Consider the following 16,183-nt stretch of genomic DNA (forward strand, 5'->3'; position numbering starts at 1 on the left):
ATTACTGACTGATATGGCAGTAAGCCTGAAACAGATCGCTTTGGGCGATTGATCTTTCTGTAAATGTAAATTATTCTTATTTGCGTTTTAGGGTCGGCCTCTGTCTGACAAAATCACACTGCATAATGGCGGTTAATAAGGCACTCACGTGCTGACCGCTGCACCAGCTCAAGATAATAAGTAAAGTTTATGATTTTAGGAAGTTTTCTGGCTTTGGTTGTGTCAACCGTGGCGGCCGGTGGTGTATACCTCGGCTGGCGTAACAGTTCAGCGGTGTATGCCTGGTTGGGCTGGTTAGTCGTGGCCGGCAGTGTTTATTGCTGGTATTTAGCCCTCGGTGTGGAGTATGGCCTGACTATTGGTTTGTGTTTGCCTGCCCTGACCGTGTGGGCGGCTATCGCGGTTGAAGCCACCCCCCAACGACAACCACGTGAGCGCCTCAAATCGGCGCATCCATGGCGGATTGCTCCGCGCCAGATTGCCCTACAGACCGGGCATATTCTGTATGTCTTAGTAGGGCAGATGTTCATTTGTGCGCTCATTATGATCGCCGTGGTGTATCACCTTCCTGTCTCGGAGCCCAAGCAAATGGCCACTGGTGTGCTGGTGATGCCGGTGTTATGGGGCCTGTTGGCTTACTGGTACGTGCTGTCATCGCGAAAGTGGCTGCACTTAGTTTTATCTTGCGGCGCGGCTGCTCTGGCTGGCTTATGGTTATTTGGAGGGGCGCATGGCTAAATCGGTTTCTGCGGGTAGTCTGGCAAAACGTTCGTTGCAGTCCCACACCTGGCTGGGACTTGTTGTCAGTGCGGTGATGTTCCTGATTTGTTTATCCGGCACTATTGCCGTATTGCATAAAGAGTTTGAGCGCTGGGAACAACCCAACATCCCGGAGACAACAGACTACACCATCGAACAGGTGGAGCGGGCCTATACCAGTTTTACTGAGCAATACAGTGATGACACCCATCACTACTATTTTGTTTTTCCCGGCACCGGTATTCCGCGACTGGTGATGGAAGATGATCACCGCGCGCACTTTATCGATAACAACGGCAAGCTCATTGAGCAGGAAAATGTTACCTGGTCGCGGATGCTGGTGGATTTGCATTTGTACCTGCATCTGCCCCATTCGTTTGGCATGATCCTGGTGAGTGCCTGCGGTGCTTTATTATGTGCGCTGATTGTATCGGGCTTAATGGCTCACCCCAGAATTATCAAGGACGCCTTTAAGTTTCGCTATGGCGGCGACGGGTTCAAGGAAAACATCGATCTGCATAATCGCCTGAGTGTGTGGGGCACGCCTTTTCACCTGATGATTGCTATTACCGGAGCCTATTTTGGCCTGGCCGGGGTGTTTGTGACGTTAATTGCCCAGGCTTTCTACGATGGCGATACCCAGGCCGCATACGACCGTGCTTTTACGCCGGAACCGGAACTGGTGCAGGAGGTTGCCCCGCCCGACATCGGCACCGCCATGCGCGATCTGAATGCCCGGGTAAATACCGAAGGTAATTTACTGTTCTTTACGGTGCATGAACCGCATACGCCGCAGCAGTTCCTGGAGTTTTTTGTTAAAACCCCTGAGCGACTGATTTACTCAGAAAACTACCGGTATGATTCGGCCGGAAATTATCTGGGTAAAGCCGGTTACTCTGATGGTGATGGCGGCATGCAAACCCTGTATTCAGTGTTCCGTATTCATTTTGGTGACTTTATCGGGATGCCGGTAAAAGTACTTTACATTGTGCTGGGCATGATGCTGACGGTGGTTTCTGCAACCGGCATGAATATCTGGCTGAAAAAACGCCAGACCCGCGACGCGCTTAATCTGCTCTGGCCGGCATTTGTATGGGGCACGCCAGTGGCGTTGGTAGCCAGTGCGCTGGGCTATTTTGCGGTGGCACTCTCACCGGCCCTGCTATTCTGGGTTGCGATGGCAGTGCTTGCCGGCCTGGCGATACGCCTTAACGACGAAGCGCGAATTGTGCCCTTATATAAACAGTTGCTGGCGGTAATAATTGCTTTGTTTTGGCTGGTGTATGTGTTGCGCTTTGGCTCTGCTGCATTTTCTGTGGCAGCATTGCAAGTTAATGTGCCGTTGCTGGCTGTCGCTGTATGGGCTATGTGGTCTGCACGCCGTAACAAACAATAAGGTTATGCCGGTCGCAGCACAAAGCGCCGGTTAAACAGGAGAGGCCATGTTTATCGTCATGTTTGAGTTTGTCCCAAAAACAGGCAAGGAAGCCGATTTTTTGCGTGCCTGGCCTAAAGTGACTCAGGGCATTTATCTGTTTCACGGCAGCCTTGGCTCTCGCTTACATAAAGATGAAGAGGGGCGCTGGATTGCCTATGCCCAATGGCCCGACCGGGTAACCTGGCAACAGGCCGCAGCCAATACCATGAGCGAAGACTACGAACAGCAGCGTCCGCAAATGCATGATGCGCTAAATCTTGAGGCCACCCGTATTCTGTATAAAATGGACGTTACCTGCGATTATTTGCAGCGCCGTCCTTTTGCGGTGGATAGCTAACGGTGGTTAGTGTTTTTCATTACGAGTGTAGTAAGCAGTTTGGTTGTGGTTAGTGAGGAGTGGTCATGGAGCATACGTTCTGGCATGACAAGTGGGAAAAAGGCGAGATAGGCTTTCATCAGAGTGATATCCATCCGATGCTATTAGGATTTGCTGATGAATTTGGTATCGGTGATGGGTGCCGGGTGTTTGTGCCGCTTTGTGGTAAATCCAACGATATGACGTTTATGCTAGAGCGTGGTTGCGAAGTGGTGGGCGTTGAGCTAAGCGAACTGGCCGTTAGCCAGTATTTCAACAGCCTTGGCGTTACGCCGGTGATTGAAGAAAGCGGTAAATTAACCCGCTATACGGCGCCGGATATCACTCTGTACTGTGGCGATTTATTTGCTCTCACGCCTGAACAACTGGGCACCATTGATGTTGTTTACGACCGTGCCGCGCTGGTGGCCCTGCCCCAGGATATGCGTCAGCAATACAGTCAGCGTCTGTGTTTACTCACCCCTGGCGCGAAACATCTGTTAGTGACCTTCGAGTACGATCAGTCATTAACAGGCGGCCCGCCATTTGCCATTCCCAGCAAAGAAATACAGCAAAACTATGGTAAATACTGTGATATGACGTTGTTGCACAGCGAAGTACTGGAAGGAGGCTTAAAAGGCAAAGTCCCCGCCGTTGAAAACTTGTGGTCGCTTACCAGTAAGGGTCGGTTACTGTAAAAAGGGTCGGCAAAGTGCCAACAATTGGCACTGTACCGACCAGCCACTAGTGAACTTTGATATCAATCAGTAAGGCCTGCTTACTTCGGCACCTGGCTGCCATAGCGCATGATAAACGTTGTTACCGCGCACGTAATAGATATGACCATTGTGCAGCACACTGCGATCTTCAAAGCTACCAATGTAGTAATCGTCCTCTTTAGTTGGGGTTACCGAATTGACAAGGCTTAGGGTTCGGTCTGCTTCATCGACCTCCAGAGTCTGCAGAGCGTTGCGGGTAAACCAGTTACCGGTTTCGTCGTATCCCCAGGTTTGTGAAGGAAGCGCAAACTGATAGCCGCCGGCTGTTTTCAGTACTGAAAGTGAACGGTGGTCGTACTCAACCGGCGTATAAGTGTCGGGCCAGACAAATTCGCCCAGCACTATCGGATTAGCTGGGTCGAGTACATCAAATAAACTGACCTTCATGCCCTCCTCAATGGGGGTTTCAAGCGGGGTACTGCCACTGGCGGGGATCGCATCGCTTCTCACCTGTTGACCAACGCCCAGTAACAGCCCGTTTTCCATAGCATGCAAATAGCTGGAAAAGCCCGGAATATCGAGTTCTCCGGCAACCATCGGGGCATGCAGGTCCGTGAAGTCAAGCACATATAAGGGATCAATCTGTTCAAAGGTAACGATAAAGGCACGGTCTTCAAAAAAGCGCACTGCATAAATGGCTTCACCGGGCTTACCAATAGGCGCGGGTTGAGATTCATTGGGCAAGGTTGCAATTTCCACCAGTTCACTGCCCTGTTGTTCGAGGATGTGCAGCATATGTTCGGGATCCTGAGACCAGGCGCCCACGGTGGTGACAGCCAGTAATTTACCGTCGCGCTCAGCCAGTCTGAATTGTGCTGAACTTTGCCAGCCCAGAGTGCCTACTACACTGGCGGTTGCCTGATAGCGGATTTCATTACCCAGAGAGACTTTATGAATAACCGTTGTTTCTCCGCTACTGGCATGTAAGTACAGGTGATCGGCCGAGGCGAACAGACCATGGGCTTCGGTCAGCATGCACAGTGAGGAAAAAGCCATGGGGTTATCTAAATCAATTTTAACCACGCTGACCAGCTGAGCATGACCATTCTGATTGGTGGCACGCCGGGGTAACAAGCAATTATTTAACTGGTAAAGATCATGGGTTTGGCCGTTAATCGTGATTTTGGGGACTAGTTCACTACTGTCTTTCGCCAGTATCGTATTGTATAAATCAACCTGACTGCGGTTGCTGGTGCCGGCATCTGGCAAATCTTCCAGGTTGGGCACAAACTGCGTGGCAATAAACAAATGGTTGTCGATGCGTCGTGAGTTAATCAGGCCGCCATCAATGCGAATATTGCTCACAGTACTGGGACTGGCAGGGTCGACGACGCCATAAATATCAATATAAGTATCGTTTTCAGCTTGTTGCCAGGGGCTTGATTCGACCAGAATATCTTCCATGGCGGAATATTGGAAGGCGTGACTGACAACGCCAAGCGTATCTTCATACAGGTACATGCCGGCTACGTTAAGATTGTCCTGCAAGGAGATCGATGCTGCTTCGGTAAGAGAATAATCGCTCTGGCGCGCCAGAATGCGTATTTTTTTGATCTCTCCCTGGTTGGCAGTCCATACTGGTAAATCGGCCACAAACAGGTAGTCGCCGTTGTATTCGATACGATCCGCCTCATCTACACCAGCAAGCTGGGTGTTGGTGGTTGAAAAGCCAGCCGGCGCAGCGCTATCATCGGCAGCTACTTTTTCAGGGGTTGCCTGAGCTTTCTTCATCAGATACATGCCGTTTTTAACATAAAGCTCGGCACTTACCTGTTGAGCGGTGGATAAGGCCGAAACAGTGGCAGACAGAAAACTGAGTGTCGGCGGGCTCTCATTACCGTCGTTGCTGCAGGCAGTAATCGTACAGGTTGAAAATATCGCTACGGCCAGGCACTTCCACATCAGGTCGGTTTTTTGCCTCAGGTTCATATCCATATTCATGTCCTTTTCAGCGGTGAGGTTGAGGACTACCCTAGTGTTTGTTAAAGCAATAATCCGATCCAAACTATGTATAAATGTGACAATTTGTAATCGGATGCTGTGCAGGCTCCCAGTGTTTGATAATCTTTAACTATACAAATAACTTACCGGAACTATGGTGTGCGGATCCCTTTGCTGTGCTGTTTATTGCTATGGCTGTCAGGCCCCGGTACTGCGTGGGGCTGCGAAAATGATGATGCCTGCATAGCCCCCAACTCCTGGAAATTAGGCATCGCAGTGGGCATAGGCGGCAGGACCAATCCGCTGGTAGACGGTGATCCGATTCCGCTGGTGGTATTACCCGATGTGGCTTGGTACGGCGAAAACGCTTATTTCGACAACGGTGAGGTTGGCTATCAGTGGCAGCTGCGCAACGACGTCAGCACCGAATTGTTTGTTGTGGCCAACCGTGAACGCGCCTATTTTTCGTTCTGGCACCCGGCCAATATCGTTTTGTCTGTTAACACCAGCTCGGCGAATGTCATTGAGGGCCCGCTGCAACCCGGCGACAGCGACGGTGAATCCCCAGCCACCCGGGATTCCATTTCTATCAATGATATCAGCAACCGAAAGTGGACGGCTGATGCCGGTTTCAGGATCAACTGGAACCGTTCTGACAGCCTTTTTTCTGCCGCGTTAGCCGGTGACCTGTTGGGCGTACATCAGGGCTTTTATGCACAACTCAAATACCAGTATCGCTGGCAGTGGGCTGACTGGCGCTTTGCTGCTAATGCCTCAGTCACCTACAAGAGCGAAAAGCTGATAGATTATTATTACGGTATTGATAGCGAGGATACGGCCAACAGCAGTCTGTGGTATGCCGCCGACCATGCCCTGCAAACCAGTGTCGGGCTATTACTCAATAAACCTTTAAACAAGCACTGGCGATGGGTGGGCCGGGTTGAGGTAGCCACTTTGGGCGGCGGTATGACTGACAGCCCGTTGGTGTCAGGAGATTACGTTGCCAGTGGTTTCATTGGCTTCGGCTATCGGTTTTAAGGGACTTTGGTGCGTTTATTCTGCTTACTTTTTTTGCTCTCAGGCGCATTGTTAATGCCGGCAGAAGCAGAGGTCGGCGCCTTTTCAGCCACGCCCAGTGAGTGTATCGTTGCTGAAAAAGGCGATGAGTGTGTCATGTCAGTAACGCTGAACTATCCTCCGCTTCTCAAGGGTCGCTATTGCCTTTCGCTGAACGGCGAGTCGCTGGGATGCTGGCCCCACAGTGCTATGCCAGATGCTGTAATGATCACCTTAAAAGAGGAGTCAGAACTTAGCCTGGTGAGAGAAAGTAATACGTACCACGCTTCGGTGATACTCACACTTCGTTATCGCAGCGCTTCGATGCTCAGACGCCGCGTTAAAAATCCCTGGAGTTTATTCTGATGAAGTCGCTTATCCTGGTTGAAGACGATGAAAGACTGGCTGAACTGGTTAGTCAGTACCTGACGGCTAACGGTTTCAGCGTGACCCGGTTTGCCGATGGCGAAGGGCTCATAGAGCGGGTGAAAAACGCACCACCGGATGCCATTATTCTGGACGTGATGCTACCAGGCGAAGATGGCTTTACCCTGTGCAATCGCTTACGCCAGTTTTATAGCGGACCTTTACTTTTTATGACGGCTAAGAGCGAGAGCTTTGATCAGGTACTGGGACTGGAAATAGGCGCTGATGATTATGTGGTAAAGCCGGTGGAACCCAGGGTGCTTCTGGCCAGAGTGAATGCCCTGATGCGCCGCGCAACCTCGGCAGACGCACCGGTTCACAGCGGCTCGGTGGTTACCTTTGGCACATTGAGTATCGATAAGCTGTCGCGCCGGGTGAACCTGGGTGGCGAGGATATTACCCTGACCAGCCACGAATTCGACCTGCTGTGTTTACTGGCCGACAATGCCTCACAACTGGTTGAGCGTACAACCCTCTACAAGACGCTTATTGGCCGTGAATATGACGGGCTGGACCGCTCGGCCGACGTACGGGTGTCCCGCTTACGTAAAAAGCTTAAAGACAATCCGCAAAATCCCTACCGGATCAAAACTATCTGGGGCAAGGGCTTCTTTTTTGTGGCGGATGCGTGGAGTGACGAATGACCCGCCTGTTTGTGAGCTTTTACCTGTTTATGGCGGTGTCTCTGGTACTAATCAGCAGCACGCTTGAGCTGGTTTGGCCTGGCGAGGACTACAGCGAGTCGGCCGGTATGGTGCTGGCAAAAGCCTTATTGCCGCTGGCACTGGAGGATCAACATCAACTGCTGGCAAAACTTCGGCAGGCGGGTATCGATTACGAACTGAAAGAGAGTGCGGCGATTAACTGGTCTGCTGCAGAGCAAGCCGACCTGGCGGCCGGCTTGCCCGTCACCTTGTATACCGACACTGCAAGGTTCATTTATATGCCGGCCAGTGAAAACCGCCTGATTGTGCTTTCGTTGCCGTTTACCGAAGTGTCCAGACCTTATTTACTGATCTATCTTTCGGCGTTCCTGCTATTGCTGGGTGTGATGCTGGCAATCTGGTTGTGGCCGTTGTGGCGCGATCTGGCTTATCTCACCCGAAGGGTGGATCACCTTGGGCAGGAAAGCGAAAACGTATCGATTGCGCTGAAAAAGCGTTCTGTGATTCAGCCTATCTCTACTAAACTCAATATGCTTAGCGAGCGGGTGCACGGCTTGCTTCGCGACCAGCGGGAACTGACCGGCGCTGTGGCTCATGAATTCAGAACGCCCATTGCCAGATTAAAATTCGCCCTGGAAATGCACCCCGAGCCTGACAGCCAGGCCTGGCGAGGTATACAAGCCGATCTGGATGAACTTGAGGGGTTGGTGCAGGAAATGCTCGATTATACCCAGTACGATGCCATGACCCCCGAACTGAATATTGCTGATATTCCGCTCACAACATTATGCAGTGATGTGGTTGCCAGGTTAGTGCCAACGACCAGTAAAACCTTGTTGGTGAGTGGCAACGAATTTACCGTGCGTGGGGATGGTCACTTTATAGAGCGGGCTGTGATAAACCTGCTAAATAATGCTATCCGCCATGCTAAGTCGCAGATCATTATTGAAGTTTATCAAACCGACAATGCAGTAAATGTTGCCGTAAACGACGACGGTACTGGCGTAGAAGCTGCCCTGGCCACGCGTATTTTTGAGCCCTTTTTCAGGCCCGACAACAGTCGGGTTCGTTATGCTGGCGGCGCCGGTTTGGGACTGGCAATTGTAAAACGAATTCAGCTCTGGCATGGAGGGACGGTGTCGGTGATTTCCAGCCGCTCGCTGGGAGGCGCCTGCTTTATACTTTCTTACCCATTGTAGATGACTGGCGAAAAGTGAACAGAAGCATTCTCATGCTTCAACTTCCCTTAAGGTTTGCTTAAGATTTACCTGCTATACTAAAAGTACCTTAAATTATCCCGTTATCAATAACATGCGAATACTTCTTGTTGAAGATGACCAGCCACTCTCGGCCGCGTTGAGTAGATCACTGCGTGACGCCAGTTATGTGGTGGACTGCGTTTATCGCGGCAGCGAAGCGCTGGCAATGCTGGCGGCAGAGCAAACCGATATTGTTATCCTCGACCTTGGCTTGCCGGATATGGATGGTCTGGAAGTGCTGCGCCAGATTCGCCACAAAGTTAAAGACATGCCGGTGATCATCCTGACGGCCCGGGATAAAGTGACCGATAAAATACTTGGCCTCGACGCTGGCGCCGACGATTATTTGCCCAAGCCCTTTGATATGGACGAGCTGTTTGCCCGCTTACGTGTGCTCGAGCGTCGTTTGGGTACCGCCAGCACAGCCATGGTAAAAATTGGTGATGTTGCCTTAAACACGCAAACGCTGGAGCTAACGGTGGCCGGAGAGTTGGTTTCCCTACCCCGGCGGGAGCTTATGTTATTGAAGGTGCTGATGGAAAACGGTGGCCGTATTCAGCCTAAACAAAAGCTGGAATCGCGATTATATGAATGGGGGGATGAAGTCTCAAGCAACACTATCGAAGTGCACATTCATCACCTGCGCAAGAAACTGCCGGAAAACTTTATTAAAACCATCCGTGGTGTAGGCTACAGTATTCCTGTTAACGGAGCCTGACGATTGCATTCAATTAGGCGCACCATCACGCTGGTTCTTATTAGTTCACTGATCCTGGTGATTTTCAGCGCCGCGATTCATGGCTATCGGGCGGCGTTATCGATGTCATCACGGTTTATGGATCAGGAGCTAACTACCCTGTTGTACTCGGTAGCACTGAGCAATGGTCAGCAAATGGATGGCCTGGGTAGCAGTGAACTGGTATATCAGATCTGGCGCGACGGTAAACTTATCACCGATTCGCCCAATCAGCCTGATGAACCGCTCACCATAGGCGCGGATGGCTTTTCAGAGCAAAATTTTGACGGGCGGCGCTGGCGGGTTTATAAACAAACCCTCGCAGACGGCACTATGGTTATAGTTGGGCAGCCGTTACAAAGCCGCGTAGGGTTAACCGACGCTTTAACCGTATCGGTCATTATGCCGTTTATTTACTCAGTGCCGATATTGGCGCTTATCGTCTTTATGTCGGTGAGTCTGGGCTTAAAACCACTGAAGCTACTTTCTCTTAAGCTGTCTCATCGTAAAGGGAAAGATCTGTCGCCGGTATCCCTGCCCCAGGTCCCCACGGAAATGCAGCCGGTAATGGATACTCTGAACACTATGTTCCTGCGCCTCAACGAAGCCTTTGAGCGCGAACAACAGTTTGCTTCAAATGCCGCGCATGAACTGCGCACGCCGCTGAGTGTAATGAAAATTAATCTGCATAATCTGGCCAAAGAACGCCAGGATGATGCGGGTAAACTGCTTGCCATTCAGCAGGACACGGATCGCATGATCCACGTAGTGAATCAAATTTTACTGCTCAGCCGCACCAGCCCGGAGATGTTTCACTTACAATTAAGTCAGGTGGATGCTTTTGTCGTGGCGCAAAATGTGATTGCCGACCTCTACAGCAAAATAGAAAGTAAACAACAGGACATCAGCCTGGAGGGCGACAGTGCATTTTTGATGAGTACGGAATTTACCTTATACACCATGTTGCAGAACCTGATTGCCAATGCCAGTGCCTATTCGCCGCAGAACGCGGCTATTCAGGTAACGGTGTTGAATCAGGGGACTCAGGTGTGTTTTATGGTGGAAGACTCTGGCCCCGGTATAGCGCTTCAAGAGCGTTCCCAGGTGCTTAAACGGTTTTACCGCGATCAGAAAGATGAAAAGTACAAGTCAACAGGTAGTGGCCTGGGGCTGGCTATCGTTGGGCAAATTGTTACTTTGCATCACGGCACCATTTCCCTGGATGATTCTTCTCTGGGCGGATTAAACGTGACAGTTCGTTTACCTTTTGAGGTAACTGAGTCATGAAGCTGATTAGGCAGACCATAACGTTAACGCTGTTAACCCTGGCGCCACTGCATACGTTGGCAGCGCTGCCAGAGGTTGTTATTGAAATTCGTGACCATTTATTTATTCCGCAAACCGTGCGCATTCCGGAAGGTAAAAAAGTGCGTCTGGTATTTATTAACCACGATCCCTCGCCGGAGGAAATTGATAGTTTCGATCTTAACCGTGAGAAGGTGATTTTTGGCAACAGCAAAGGCACCATTTTTGTTGGACCATTGCCAAATGGCCGCTATAAGTTTTTTGGCGAGCTGCATCCAAATTCCGCCGTGGGCTATGTCATTGTAGGCGATACGGAGGCAACAGATGCTGATTAACACCGTGATCCTGTTTATTCGTGACACCCTGCCCGTATTCTTGTTGTTCAGCTTTTTATTGGCTCAGCAGGGCGGCAGCACACGACATCTGCTGGGCGGTACGGTAGCGGGCTTTTTATTTGCCGTGGGGTTGTATTTTAATCTATCGGTCGTTTCTGAATGGTTTGAAGGCGGTGGACTGGAGCTGATTAAAACACTGGTGCTAATTGTGATGTTAAGCGGATTAGGCGAGTTTATCCGTCGTCAGCACCTGGGCGTTCCCTTTGCTACCCAGTGGTTGAGTGTGTTGCTGATGGTTGGCATTACTTTCATTAATGTGATTCATTTTATCATTTATCTGCTTGCCTACTGGTCGGCATCAGAAGCCGGTTCGTCGCTCATTCTGGGCAACGTAATTGGGCTTGGGATAAGCCTGAGTGTGGGTGTGCTACTTTATGTGGCTGTCGCTGCAATTCGCGTCAGAGTGATTAAACTCGCCGTTCTGACCCTCTTCTTTGCCGGCCAGATTGCCGGCATTGCCATGTTGCTGGAACAAATCAATTTGCTGCCAAATCAGAATCGGTTATGGGATACCTCAGGCTGGGTAGCAGATGACAGCGAGTATGGTCACTTTCTGAATGTTTTAATCGGCTACGAAGCTACTCCTACAGGAGCTTATATGTTGATCTACGTGGCTTCGGTATTCTTTCCGGTCGTGTATTGTTACTTGTGTTCGTTACTGGTTGGCAAGCGTCAGCTAACCGGGGAGTTGAGATGAGATTATATCTGGTTATTGCCCTGCTACTGGTACTGCCTGGTAAAGTGTGGGCCGACAATTTTACCGTCGACAGGGTATATCACCCCTATGTTTTACCTTTTGAGCGGGAAGTGGAATGGCGTCTGACCTCCCGCCAGAGTGAAGAAGACGGCAATATTCTGATGCAGCGGATTTCCTTTGGTCACGCCTTATCTGAGTACACTATCCTGGAAGCCTACATTGTTGGTTCCCGTGATGACACGGGGAATTTCGGCGTGGCTGGTTATGAGCTGGAGTTGCGCTCAATGCTGACTGAACAAGGGCAATACTGGGCCGACTGGGGATTACTCTTTGAACTGGAAAAGCAAAATGCCAGTAACGACTGGGAGTTTAAAGGCGGCGTACTCACAGAGAAAGAACTCGGGCGCTTTAGCTTAACTACAAACGTGCTGCTGGTATATGAATGGGGAGATACCATAGAGCCTGAGTTTGAAAGCGAATTTAAAATGAAATTCCGCTATCGTTGGATCCCTGAAATCCAACCTGCCGTAGAATTTTATGCCGCAGAGGATTTTATTGGTGTGGGTCCGGCGTTTATGGGCATAAAGCGCTTCGACAAGCAAAAGCAACTCAAATGGGAACTGGCCTTTATTGCCGGTCTAAATGGGGATAGTAAAGACCATACACTGCGTATGGCCATGGAATACGAGTTTTAGTAAACCGCTACATCCTTGATGTATATCGTCGGTACGCTACTAGCAATGGTGTTTGGCTGTCTTGGGTGACCAGGCTCCCGTTGCAATGATGGCTTCTTCGCAGCAAACTACGCCCGCCAGAAGCGTTGTAGTGCCTGAAAATGACAGCCTGAGTTAGCAAGAGTGTAGTCCGCAAAATGTAAGTTGTACCGACATCCATACCGGTAAACTCAAATCGCCATGCTCACATCTCTTGTGGCGAGTTGTACTGATTGTTGCTCCTGACCATTACTGTATACGCATCCTGACTTAGTTTATGTATAAACAGGTGTTCACCCGAGGTGGCCAGCAATTTTTCGCCGTGGTTAAGGGGGCTAAACAGGTTGTTAAATTCATGTCTTTGCGATTATTAACGAGTATCAAACTGCCGCTATAAATAACGGAATACCATAGGCACTGCACCATGGGAAACAGCCCACATGTCATATTGGCGTTAGCGTGCGGAAGGGCCCTGAGGTATACTCTGAGATTGTTTTCAGGCAGCATAAGGTTGCTTTGGCAGATGAGGCAGAAAAATTAGCACCATGCGGTTAATTACTTATTGCACACTCTTACTCCTTAGTAGTGCCTTCTCCGTTTTTAACGCAGTCGCTGTGCCGTCAGCGCAAGAAATCATATTTGCCATCAATTCTCCGGGCTCTCCTCCTTACCTTTATTTCGACACGAAAAGTCACTCCTATCAGGGCATTGTAGTGGATTTTTTCAATAGCTTTGCTGATGAAACCAATATACAGGTGACTTACCTTGATTCCAGTCGGGCCCGCAACGAGTTACTACTGCGCCAGGGAAAGGCCGATATGTTTCTTTCGAGTGAGGCATGGCTGGATGATCCCAGTGGCTTTATATTCAGTAATCCCCTGATACAGCATCACAGTTATCTGTATGCCACCACCGTGTTTGACGGGCCATTTATCCCTGCTGAGAGTAATGGTGAAGCGGTTTGTACCCGTTTTGGCTTTAAATATCCGGTGTTACAGATGGCTTTTGAAGATCCAGTGCATCCACTCATTCGGGTAGATTCGGCCAGCCAGACTCTGATGGCATTGATGCTGACCAAAGGCCGTTGCGATTACGCCATTATGAGCGAACAAAATGCACTGTCGGTACTCAATAAACATCAGTTCTGCGACACCGAATTTTATCAATCTCCCAATATCATCAGTAGCATCGATCTGGTGTTAGTAGTCCGACCCGGTAAACAAGCCATGCTACCCGTTATTAACCGTTTTATAACCAGATTTATCGATAGAGGCCAGCTCTCCCGATCTATTAAACGTCACTCCGGGGATCACAAATTTCCTAAATCACGGTGTAATTGAAGAGTTATGAATCTTAGATTTTTATTGGTGACCCAGGCTGTTGAGGGGGCGGTCTTTACGTTGTAAAACCGGGATGCAAAAAAACTGGGAATTTTTTGCACTTAAGGTTCGCTTAATATTGACAGTTCATAATTTCGCTCAACAGTCACCCATGAGACGAAGTTATGTTGAGTACAATCCAACCTGTTTCAGAACAATTATCACGCCTGCGTGTTCCACGCAAAGGCTCGACTGTAGTGTCTGCTGCAAACCATTCGGCAATCCATGTTGCGAATCAGCAGGGCACAAAGAGAAAAACCATTGAAAACCATATTGCCAGAGGCTTTTACCAGGCCTATCAGGCAGACATTACCGAATTTATGCCCGTACTGGTTGCTCTGGGAAGCAATAAAATCGAAGCCGCACTGGGCATTCGTACCGGTAATGAAAAAATGTTTGTTGAAACCTATTTCGCTGACTCTTTGGAGCAGGCGCTAAACGACAATGGAATCCACTGCCCTCGCCATCGTCTGGCCGAAATCGGTAATCTCTACAGCAAATCTTCCCGCTATACCATGCCGTTGTTGTTACTCACCGCTATGGGATTATTTCAACACCATATCTCAGTATTGGTATTTACTGCCACTACCCGATTGCAAAGCATGATGGAACATGGCGGCCTGACTCTGCACTACCTGACAGACGCCGATGAGGCGCGGTTAGGTAAGCCAAAACAAAATTGGGGTACCTATTACCAGACAGCGCCTAAAGTTGTGGCTGCTAAAGTTGCCGATATTATTCAGTTAACTCTGGATAACCCTAAATTACGCGCCGGCTATGAGCGGTTTGCGCCCCTGGCTGCGGCACTCTCAGCGCAACTGGGGGCACAGTTATGATTCTGCAAAACTGGCAACAATGGTCAGCCCGGCAAGCGCTTAGCTGGCAAAACGGCAGTCTGACTTATGCCGAGTTGAATGACCGGGTTAATCAGGTGGCTGACTGGTTAGTGGCGCAAACCGCAGAACGCTTAGCATTACTGGCAGACAACAGTGCCGAATGGATTATTTGCGATTTGGCCTGTCAGCGTGCCAACAAATTACTGGTGCCGGTGCCACCTTACTTTTCTGTGATTCAGCGCGAGCATTTGCTTGCCGAAGCCGGGATAGAGTTAATTCTTACCGACCAGCCAGCATGGTTTGCCAGCGAGCGATTAATCTCTTCACCCTTTGAGCAACTGAGTGCATTACACCGCGCTAACCATGTTACACCACAAGTGCCTGTGGGCACCGGTAAAGTGACGTTTACGTCGGGCTCAACGGGTAATCCCAAAGGCGTTTGCCTGAGTACTGCCTCACAGGTCAGGGTTGCCGCCAGCCTCGATGCGGCGCTGAATATGCCGCAAGTGCGTCATCAGTGCCTGCTGCCCCTTGCTACCCTGCTGGAAAATATTGCCGGCGTTTATGCCCCGTTAACCTGCGGTGGTACGGTGGTGATCTGTAATAGTAAAGAGTTAGGTTTTTCCGGTGCACGATTAACCGACCCAGCGGCCATGCTAACTGCTATTAGCAACGCTCAGCCAGAGTCGTTGATTCTGGTACCCGAACTGTTATTTATGTTGGTTGCTGCCTGCAATAATGGTTGGCAGCCTCCGCAGTCATTAACGTTTATTGCGGTGGGCGGTGCTCACGTGCCTGTCGGCGTCATTGCCAGGGCTCGCGAAGCTGGCTTGCCGGTTTATCAGGGCTATGGCCTGTCTGAATGTGTCTCGGTGAATACTCTCAACCTTCCCGGTGCAGAGAATATCGACAGCGTAGGGCGCTCCCTTGGTCACAACACGCTAACCGTTGAGGACGGTGAGCTGGTAGCCAGTGGTACGATTTTTCTGGGCTATCTGAATCAGCCAGAGTCGTTTTATCCATCGCAAGTGAAAACCGGTGATTTGGTGAGTGAAAAGGACGGCTACTACTACGTGGCGGGTCGCAAGAAAAACCTCATTATTACCTCGCTAGGGCGCAACATCTCGCCAGAGTGGATCGAGAGTCAACTGATGGCTGGTGGCTTGTTCAGCCAGGTGCTGGTGGTAGGGGAAGCTCGCCCTAACTGCGCTGCGCTGTTGGTACCACGCCATAAAGCGGTAACTGCAAAGATGATTGATCAATACCTGAAGGCAGTAAATCAACAACTGCCCGACTATGCCCGCATAACTGTGTGGCAAACCCTGCCTGAAATTGCTGCCGATACCGGCTTGTTTACCGCTAATGGCAAATTAAAACGGGATAGAGCCGTTTCGCATTTTCAGTCTGTTATCGAAACTATGTACGCGCCAGAAGTTGTATAGGC

General features: G+C 50.1%; 17 protein-coding genes. 16 read left to right on the forward strand and 1 reads right to left on the reverse strand.

Annotated features, from left to right (window positions below; genetic code table 11):
- Positions 1-189 precede the first annotated feature (189 nt).
- The 4 genes from AC2T0J_RS07375 (at position 190) to tmpT (ending at position 3,250) form a co-directional block, all read left to right on the forward strand.
- Entirely contained in the window at positions 190-738 is a 549-nt protein-coding gene (locus AC2T0J_RS07375) for a hypothetical protein (protein WP_489809491.1), read from the forward strand.
- Positions 731-2,155, forward strand: a complete 1,425-nt coding sequence (locus tag AC2T0J_RS07380) for a PepSY-associated TM helix domain-containing protein (protein WP_489809492.1) — start codon at positions 731-733, stop codon at positions 2,153-2,155. Before AC2T0J_RS07375 ends, AC2T0J_RS07380 begins: the two co-directional genes overlap by 8 nt.
- A 46-nt stretch (positions 2,156-2,201) precedes the next feature.
- A complete protein-coding gene (locus AC2T0J_RS07385) occupies positions 2,202-2,534 on the forward strand; it encodes an antibiotic biosynthesis monooxygenase family protein (protein ID WP_489809493.1) in 333 nt (110 codons plus the stop codon).
- Between the two features lie 65 nt (positions 2,535-2,599).
- A complete protein-coding gene (gene tmpT, locus AC2T0J_RS07390) occupies positions 2,600-3,250 on the forward strand; it encodes a thiopurine S-methyltransferase (RefSeq protein ID WP_489809494.1) in 651 nt (216 codons plus the stop codon).
- Positions 3,251-3,316: 66 nt separating this feature from the next.
- On the opposite strand, the gene AC2T0J_RS07395 is transcribed toward tmpT, so the two are convergent.
- Positions 3,317-5,266: a beta-propeller domain-containing protein gene (locus AC2T0J_RS07395; RefSeq protein WP_489809495.1), complete on the reverse strand. Its 1,950-nt coding sequence runs from the start codon at positions 5,264-5,266 to the stop codon at positions 3,317-3,319.
- Positions 5,267-5,431: 165 nt separating this feature from the next.
- Here AC2T0J_RS07395 and AC2T0J_RS07400 point away from each other — a divergent pair, with 165 nt between their 5' ends.
- The 12 genes from AC2T0J_RS07400 (at position 5,432) to AC2T0J_RS07455 (ending at position 16,181) form a co-directional block, all read left to right on the forward strand.
- On the forward strand, positions 5,432-6,310 hold the full coding sequence (locus AC2T0J_RS07400) for a MipA/OmpV family protein (RefSeq protein ID WP_489809496.1): 879 nt from the start codon (positions 5,432-5,434) through the stop codon (positions 6,308-6,310).
- Between the two features lie 54 nt (positions 6,311-6,364).
- Positions 6,365-6,694, forward strand: coding sequence for a DUF3019 domain-containing protein (locus AC2T0J_RS07405; protein WP_489809497.1), 330 nt, complete (start codon positions 6,365-6,367; stop codon positions 6,692-6,694).
- A complete protein-coding gene (locus tag AC2T0J_RS07410) occupies positions 6,694-7,398 on the forward strand; it encodes a response regulator (RefSeq protein WP_489809498.1) in 705 nt (234 codons plus the stop codon). Before AC2T0J_RS07405 ends, AC2T0J_RS07410 begins: the two co-directional genes overlap by 1 nt.
- The gene (locus AC2T0J_RS07415; RefSeq protein ID WP_489809499.1) at positions 7,395-8,618 is read left to right on the forward strand and encodes an ATP-binding protein; all 1,224 of its coding nucleotides are present in this window, start codon (positions 7,395-7,397) and stop codon (positions 8,616-8,618) included. Before AC2T0J_RS07410 ends, AC2T0J_RS07415 begins: the two co-directional genes overlap by 4 nt.
- Before the next feature lie 112 nt (positions 8,619-8,730).
- Complete coding sequence (locus AC2T0J_RS07420; protein WP_489809500.1) at positions 8,731-9,396, forward strand: response regulator; 666 nt, start codon at positions 8,731-8,733, stop codon at positions 9,394-9,396.
- Positions 9,397-9,399: 3 nt separating this feature from the next.
- Positions 9,400-10,701 carry a sensor histidine kinase gene (locus AC2T0J_RS07425; protein WP_489809501.1) on the forward strand — a complete coding sequence of 434 codons (1,302 nt, stop codon included), beginning with the start codon at positions 9,400-9,402 and terminating at the stop codon, positions 10,699-10,701.
- Positions 10,698-11,054 (forward strand): cupredoxin domain-containing protein, encoded by a 357-nt coding sequence (locus tag AC2T0J_RS07430; RefSeq protein ID WP_489809502.1) that lies wholly within the window; start codon positions 10,698-10,700, stop codon positions 11,052-11,054. The genes AC2T0J_RS07425 and AC2T0J_RS07430 overlap by 4 nt, the downstream gene beginning before the upstream one ends.
- Entirely contained in the window at positions 11,044-11,811 is a 768-nt protein-coding gene (locus AC2T0J_RS07435) for an FTR1 family protein (RefSeq protein WP_489809503.1), read from the forward strand. Before AC2T0J_RS07430 ends, AC2T0J_RS07435 begins: the two co-directional genes overlap by 11 nt.
- Entirely contained in the window at positions 11,808-12,506 is a 699-nt protein-coding gene (locus AC2T0J_RS07440; RefSeq protein ID WP_489809504.1) for a hypothetical protein, read from the forward strand. The genes AC2T0J_RS07435 and AC2T0J_RS07440 overlap by 4 nt, the downstream gene beginning before the upstream one ends.
- 632 nt (positions 12,507-13,138) lie before the next feature.
- Entirely contained in the window at positions 13,139-13,864 is a 726-nt protein-coding gene (locus tag AC2T0J_RS07445) for a substrate-binding periplasmic protein (protein ID WP_489809505.1), read from the forward strand.
- 164 nt (positions 13,865-14,028) lie between these two features.
- Positions 14,029-14,739 carry a thermostable hemolysin gene (locus AC2T0J_RS07450; RefSeq protein WP_489809506.1) on the forward strand — a complete coding sequence of 237 codons (711 nt, stop codon included), beginning with the start codon at positions 14,029-14,031 and terminating at the stop codon, positions 14,737-14,739.
- A complete protein-coding gene (locus tag AC2T0J_RS07455) occupies positions 14,736-16,181 on the forward strand; it encodes an AMP-binding protein (RefSeq protein WP_489809507.1) in 1,446 nt (481 codons plus the stop codon). The genes AC2T0J_RS07450 and AC2T0J_RS07455 overlap by 4 nt, the downstream gene beginning before the upstream one ends.
- The last annotated feature ends 2 nt before the right edge of the window (positions 16,182-16,183 follow it).

It is taken from the genome of Alteromonas sp. ISO5, from assembly GCF_058105165.1.

Bases quoted from the DNA above. Each gene is read 5' to 3' on its own strand.
- AC2T0J_RS07375 (WP_489809491.1), top strand. From the start codon at position 190: ATGATTTTAGGAAGTTTTCTGGCTTTGGTTGTGTCAACCGTGGCGGCC.
- AC2T0J_RS07380 (WP_489809492.1), top strand. From the start codon at position 731: ATGGCTAAATCGGTTTCTGCGGGTAGTCTGGCAAAACGTTCGTTGCAG.
- AC2T0J_RS07385 (WP_489809493.1), top strand. From the start codon at position 2,202: ATGTTTATCGTCATGTTTGAGTTTGTCCCAAAAACAGGCAAGGAAGCC.
- tmpT (WP_489809494.1), top strand. From the start codon at position 2,600: ATGGAGCATACGTTCTGGCATGACAAGTGGGAAAAAGGCGAGATAGGC.
- AC2T0J_RS07395 (WP_489809495.1), bottom strand. From the start codon at position 5,266: ATGGATATGAACCTGAGGCAAAAAACCGACCTGATGTGGAAGTGCCTG.
- AC2T0J_RS07405 (WP_489809497.1), top strand. From the start codon at position 6,365: ATGCCGGCAGAAGCAGAGGTCGGCGCCTTTTCAGCCACGCCCAGTGAG.
- AC2T0J_RS07410 (WP_489809498.1), top strand. From the start codon at position 6,694: ATGAAGTCGCTTATCCTGGTTGAAGACGATGAAAGACTGGCTGAACTG.
- AC2T0J_RS07415 (WP_489809499.1), top strand. From the start codon at position 7,395: ATGACCCGCCTGTTTGTGAGCTTTTACCTGTTTATGGCGGTGTCTCTG.
- AC2T0J_RS07420 (WP_489809500.1), top strand. From the start codon at position 8,731: ATGCGAATACTTCTTGTTGAAGATGACCAGCCACTCTCGGCCGCGTTG.
- AC2T0J_RS07430 (WP_489809502.1), top strand. From the start codon at position 10,698: ATGAAGCTGATTAGGCAGACCATAACGTTAACGCTGTTAACCCTGGCG.
- AC2T0J_RS07435 (WP_489809503.1), top strand. From the start codon at position 11,044: ATGCTGATTAACACCGTGATCCTGTTTATTCGTGACACCCTGCCCGTA.
- AC2T0J_RS07440 (WP_489809504.1), top strand. From the start codon at position 11,808: ATGAGATTATATCTGGTTATTGCCCTGCTACTGGTACTGCCTGGTAAA.
- AC2T0J_RS07450 (WP_489809506.1), top strand. From the start codon at position 14,029: ATGTTGAGTACAATCCAACCTGTTTCAGAACAATTATCACGCCTGCGT.
- AC2T0J_RS07455 (WP_489809507.1), top strand. From the start codon at position 14,736: ATGATTCTGCAAAACTGGCAACAATGGTCAGCCCGGCAAGCGCTTAGC.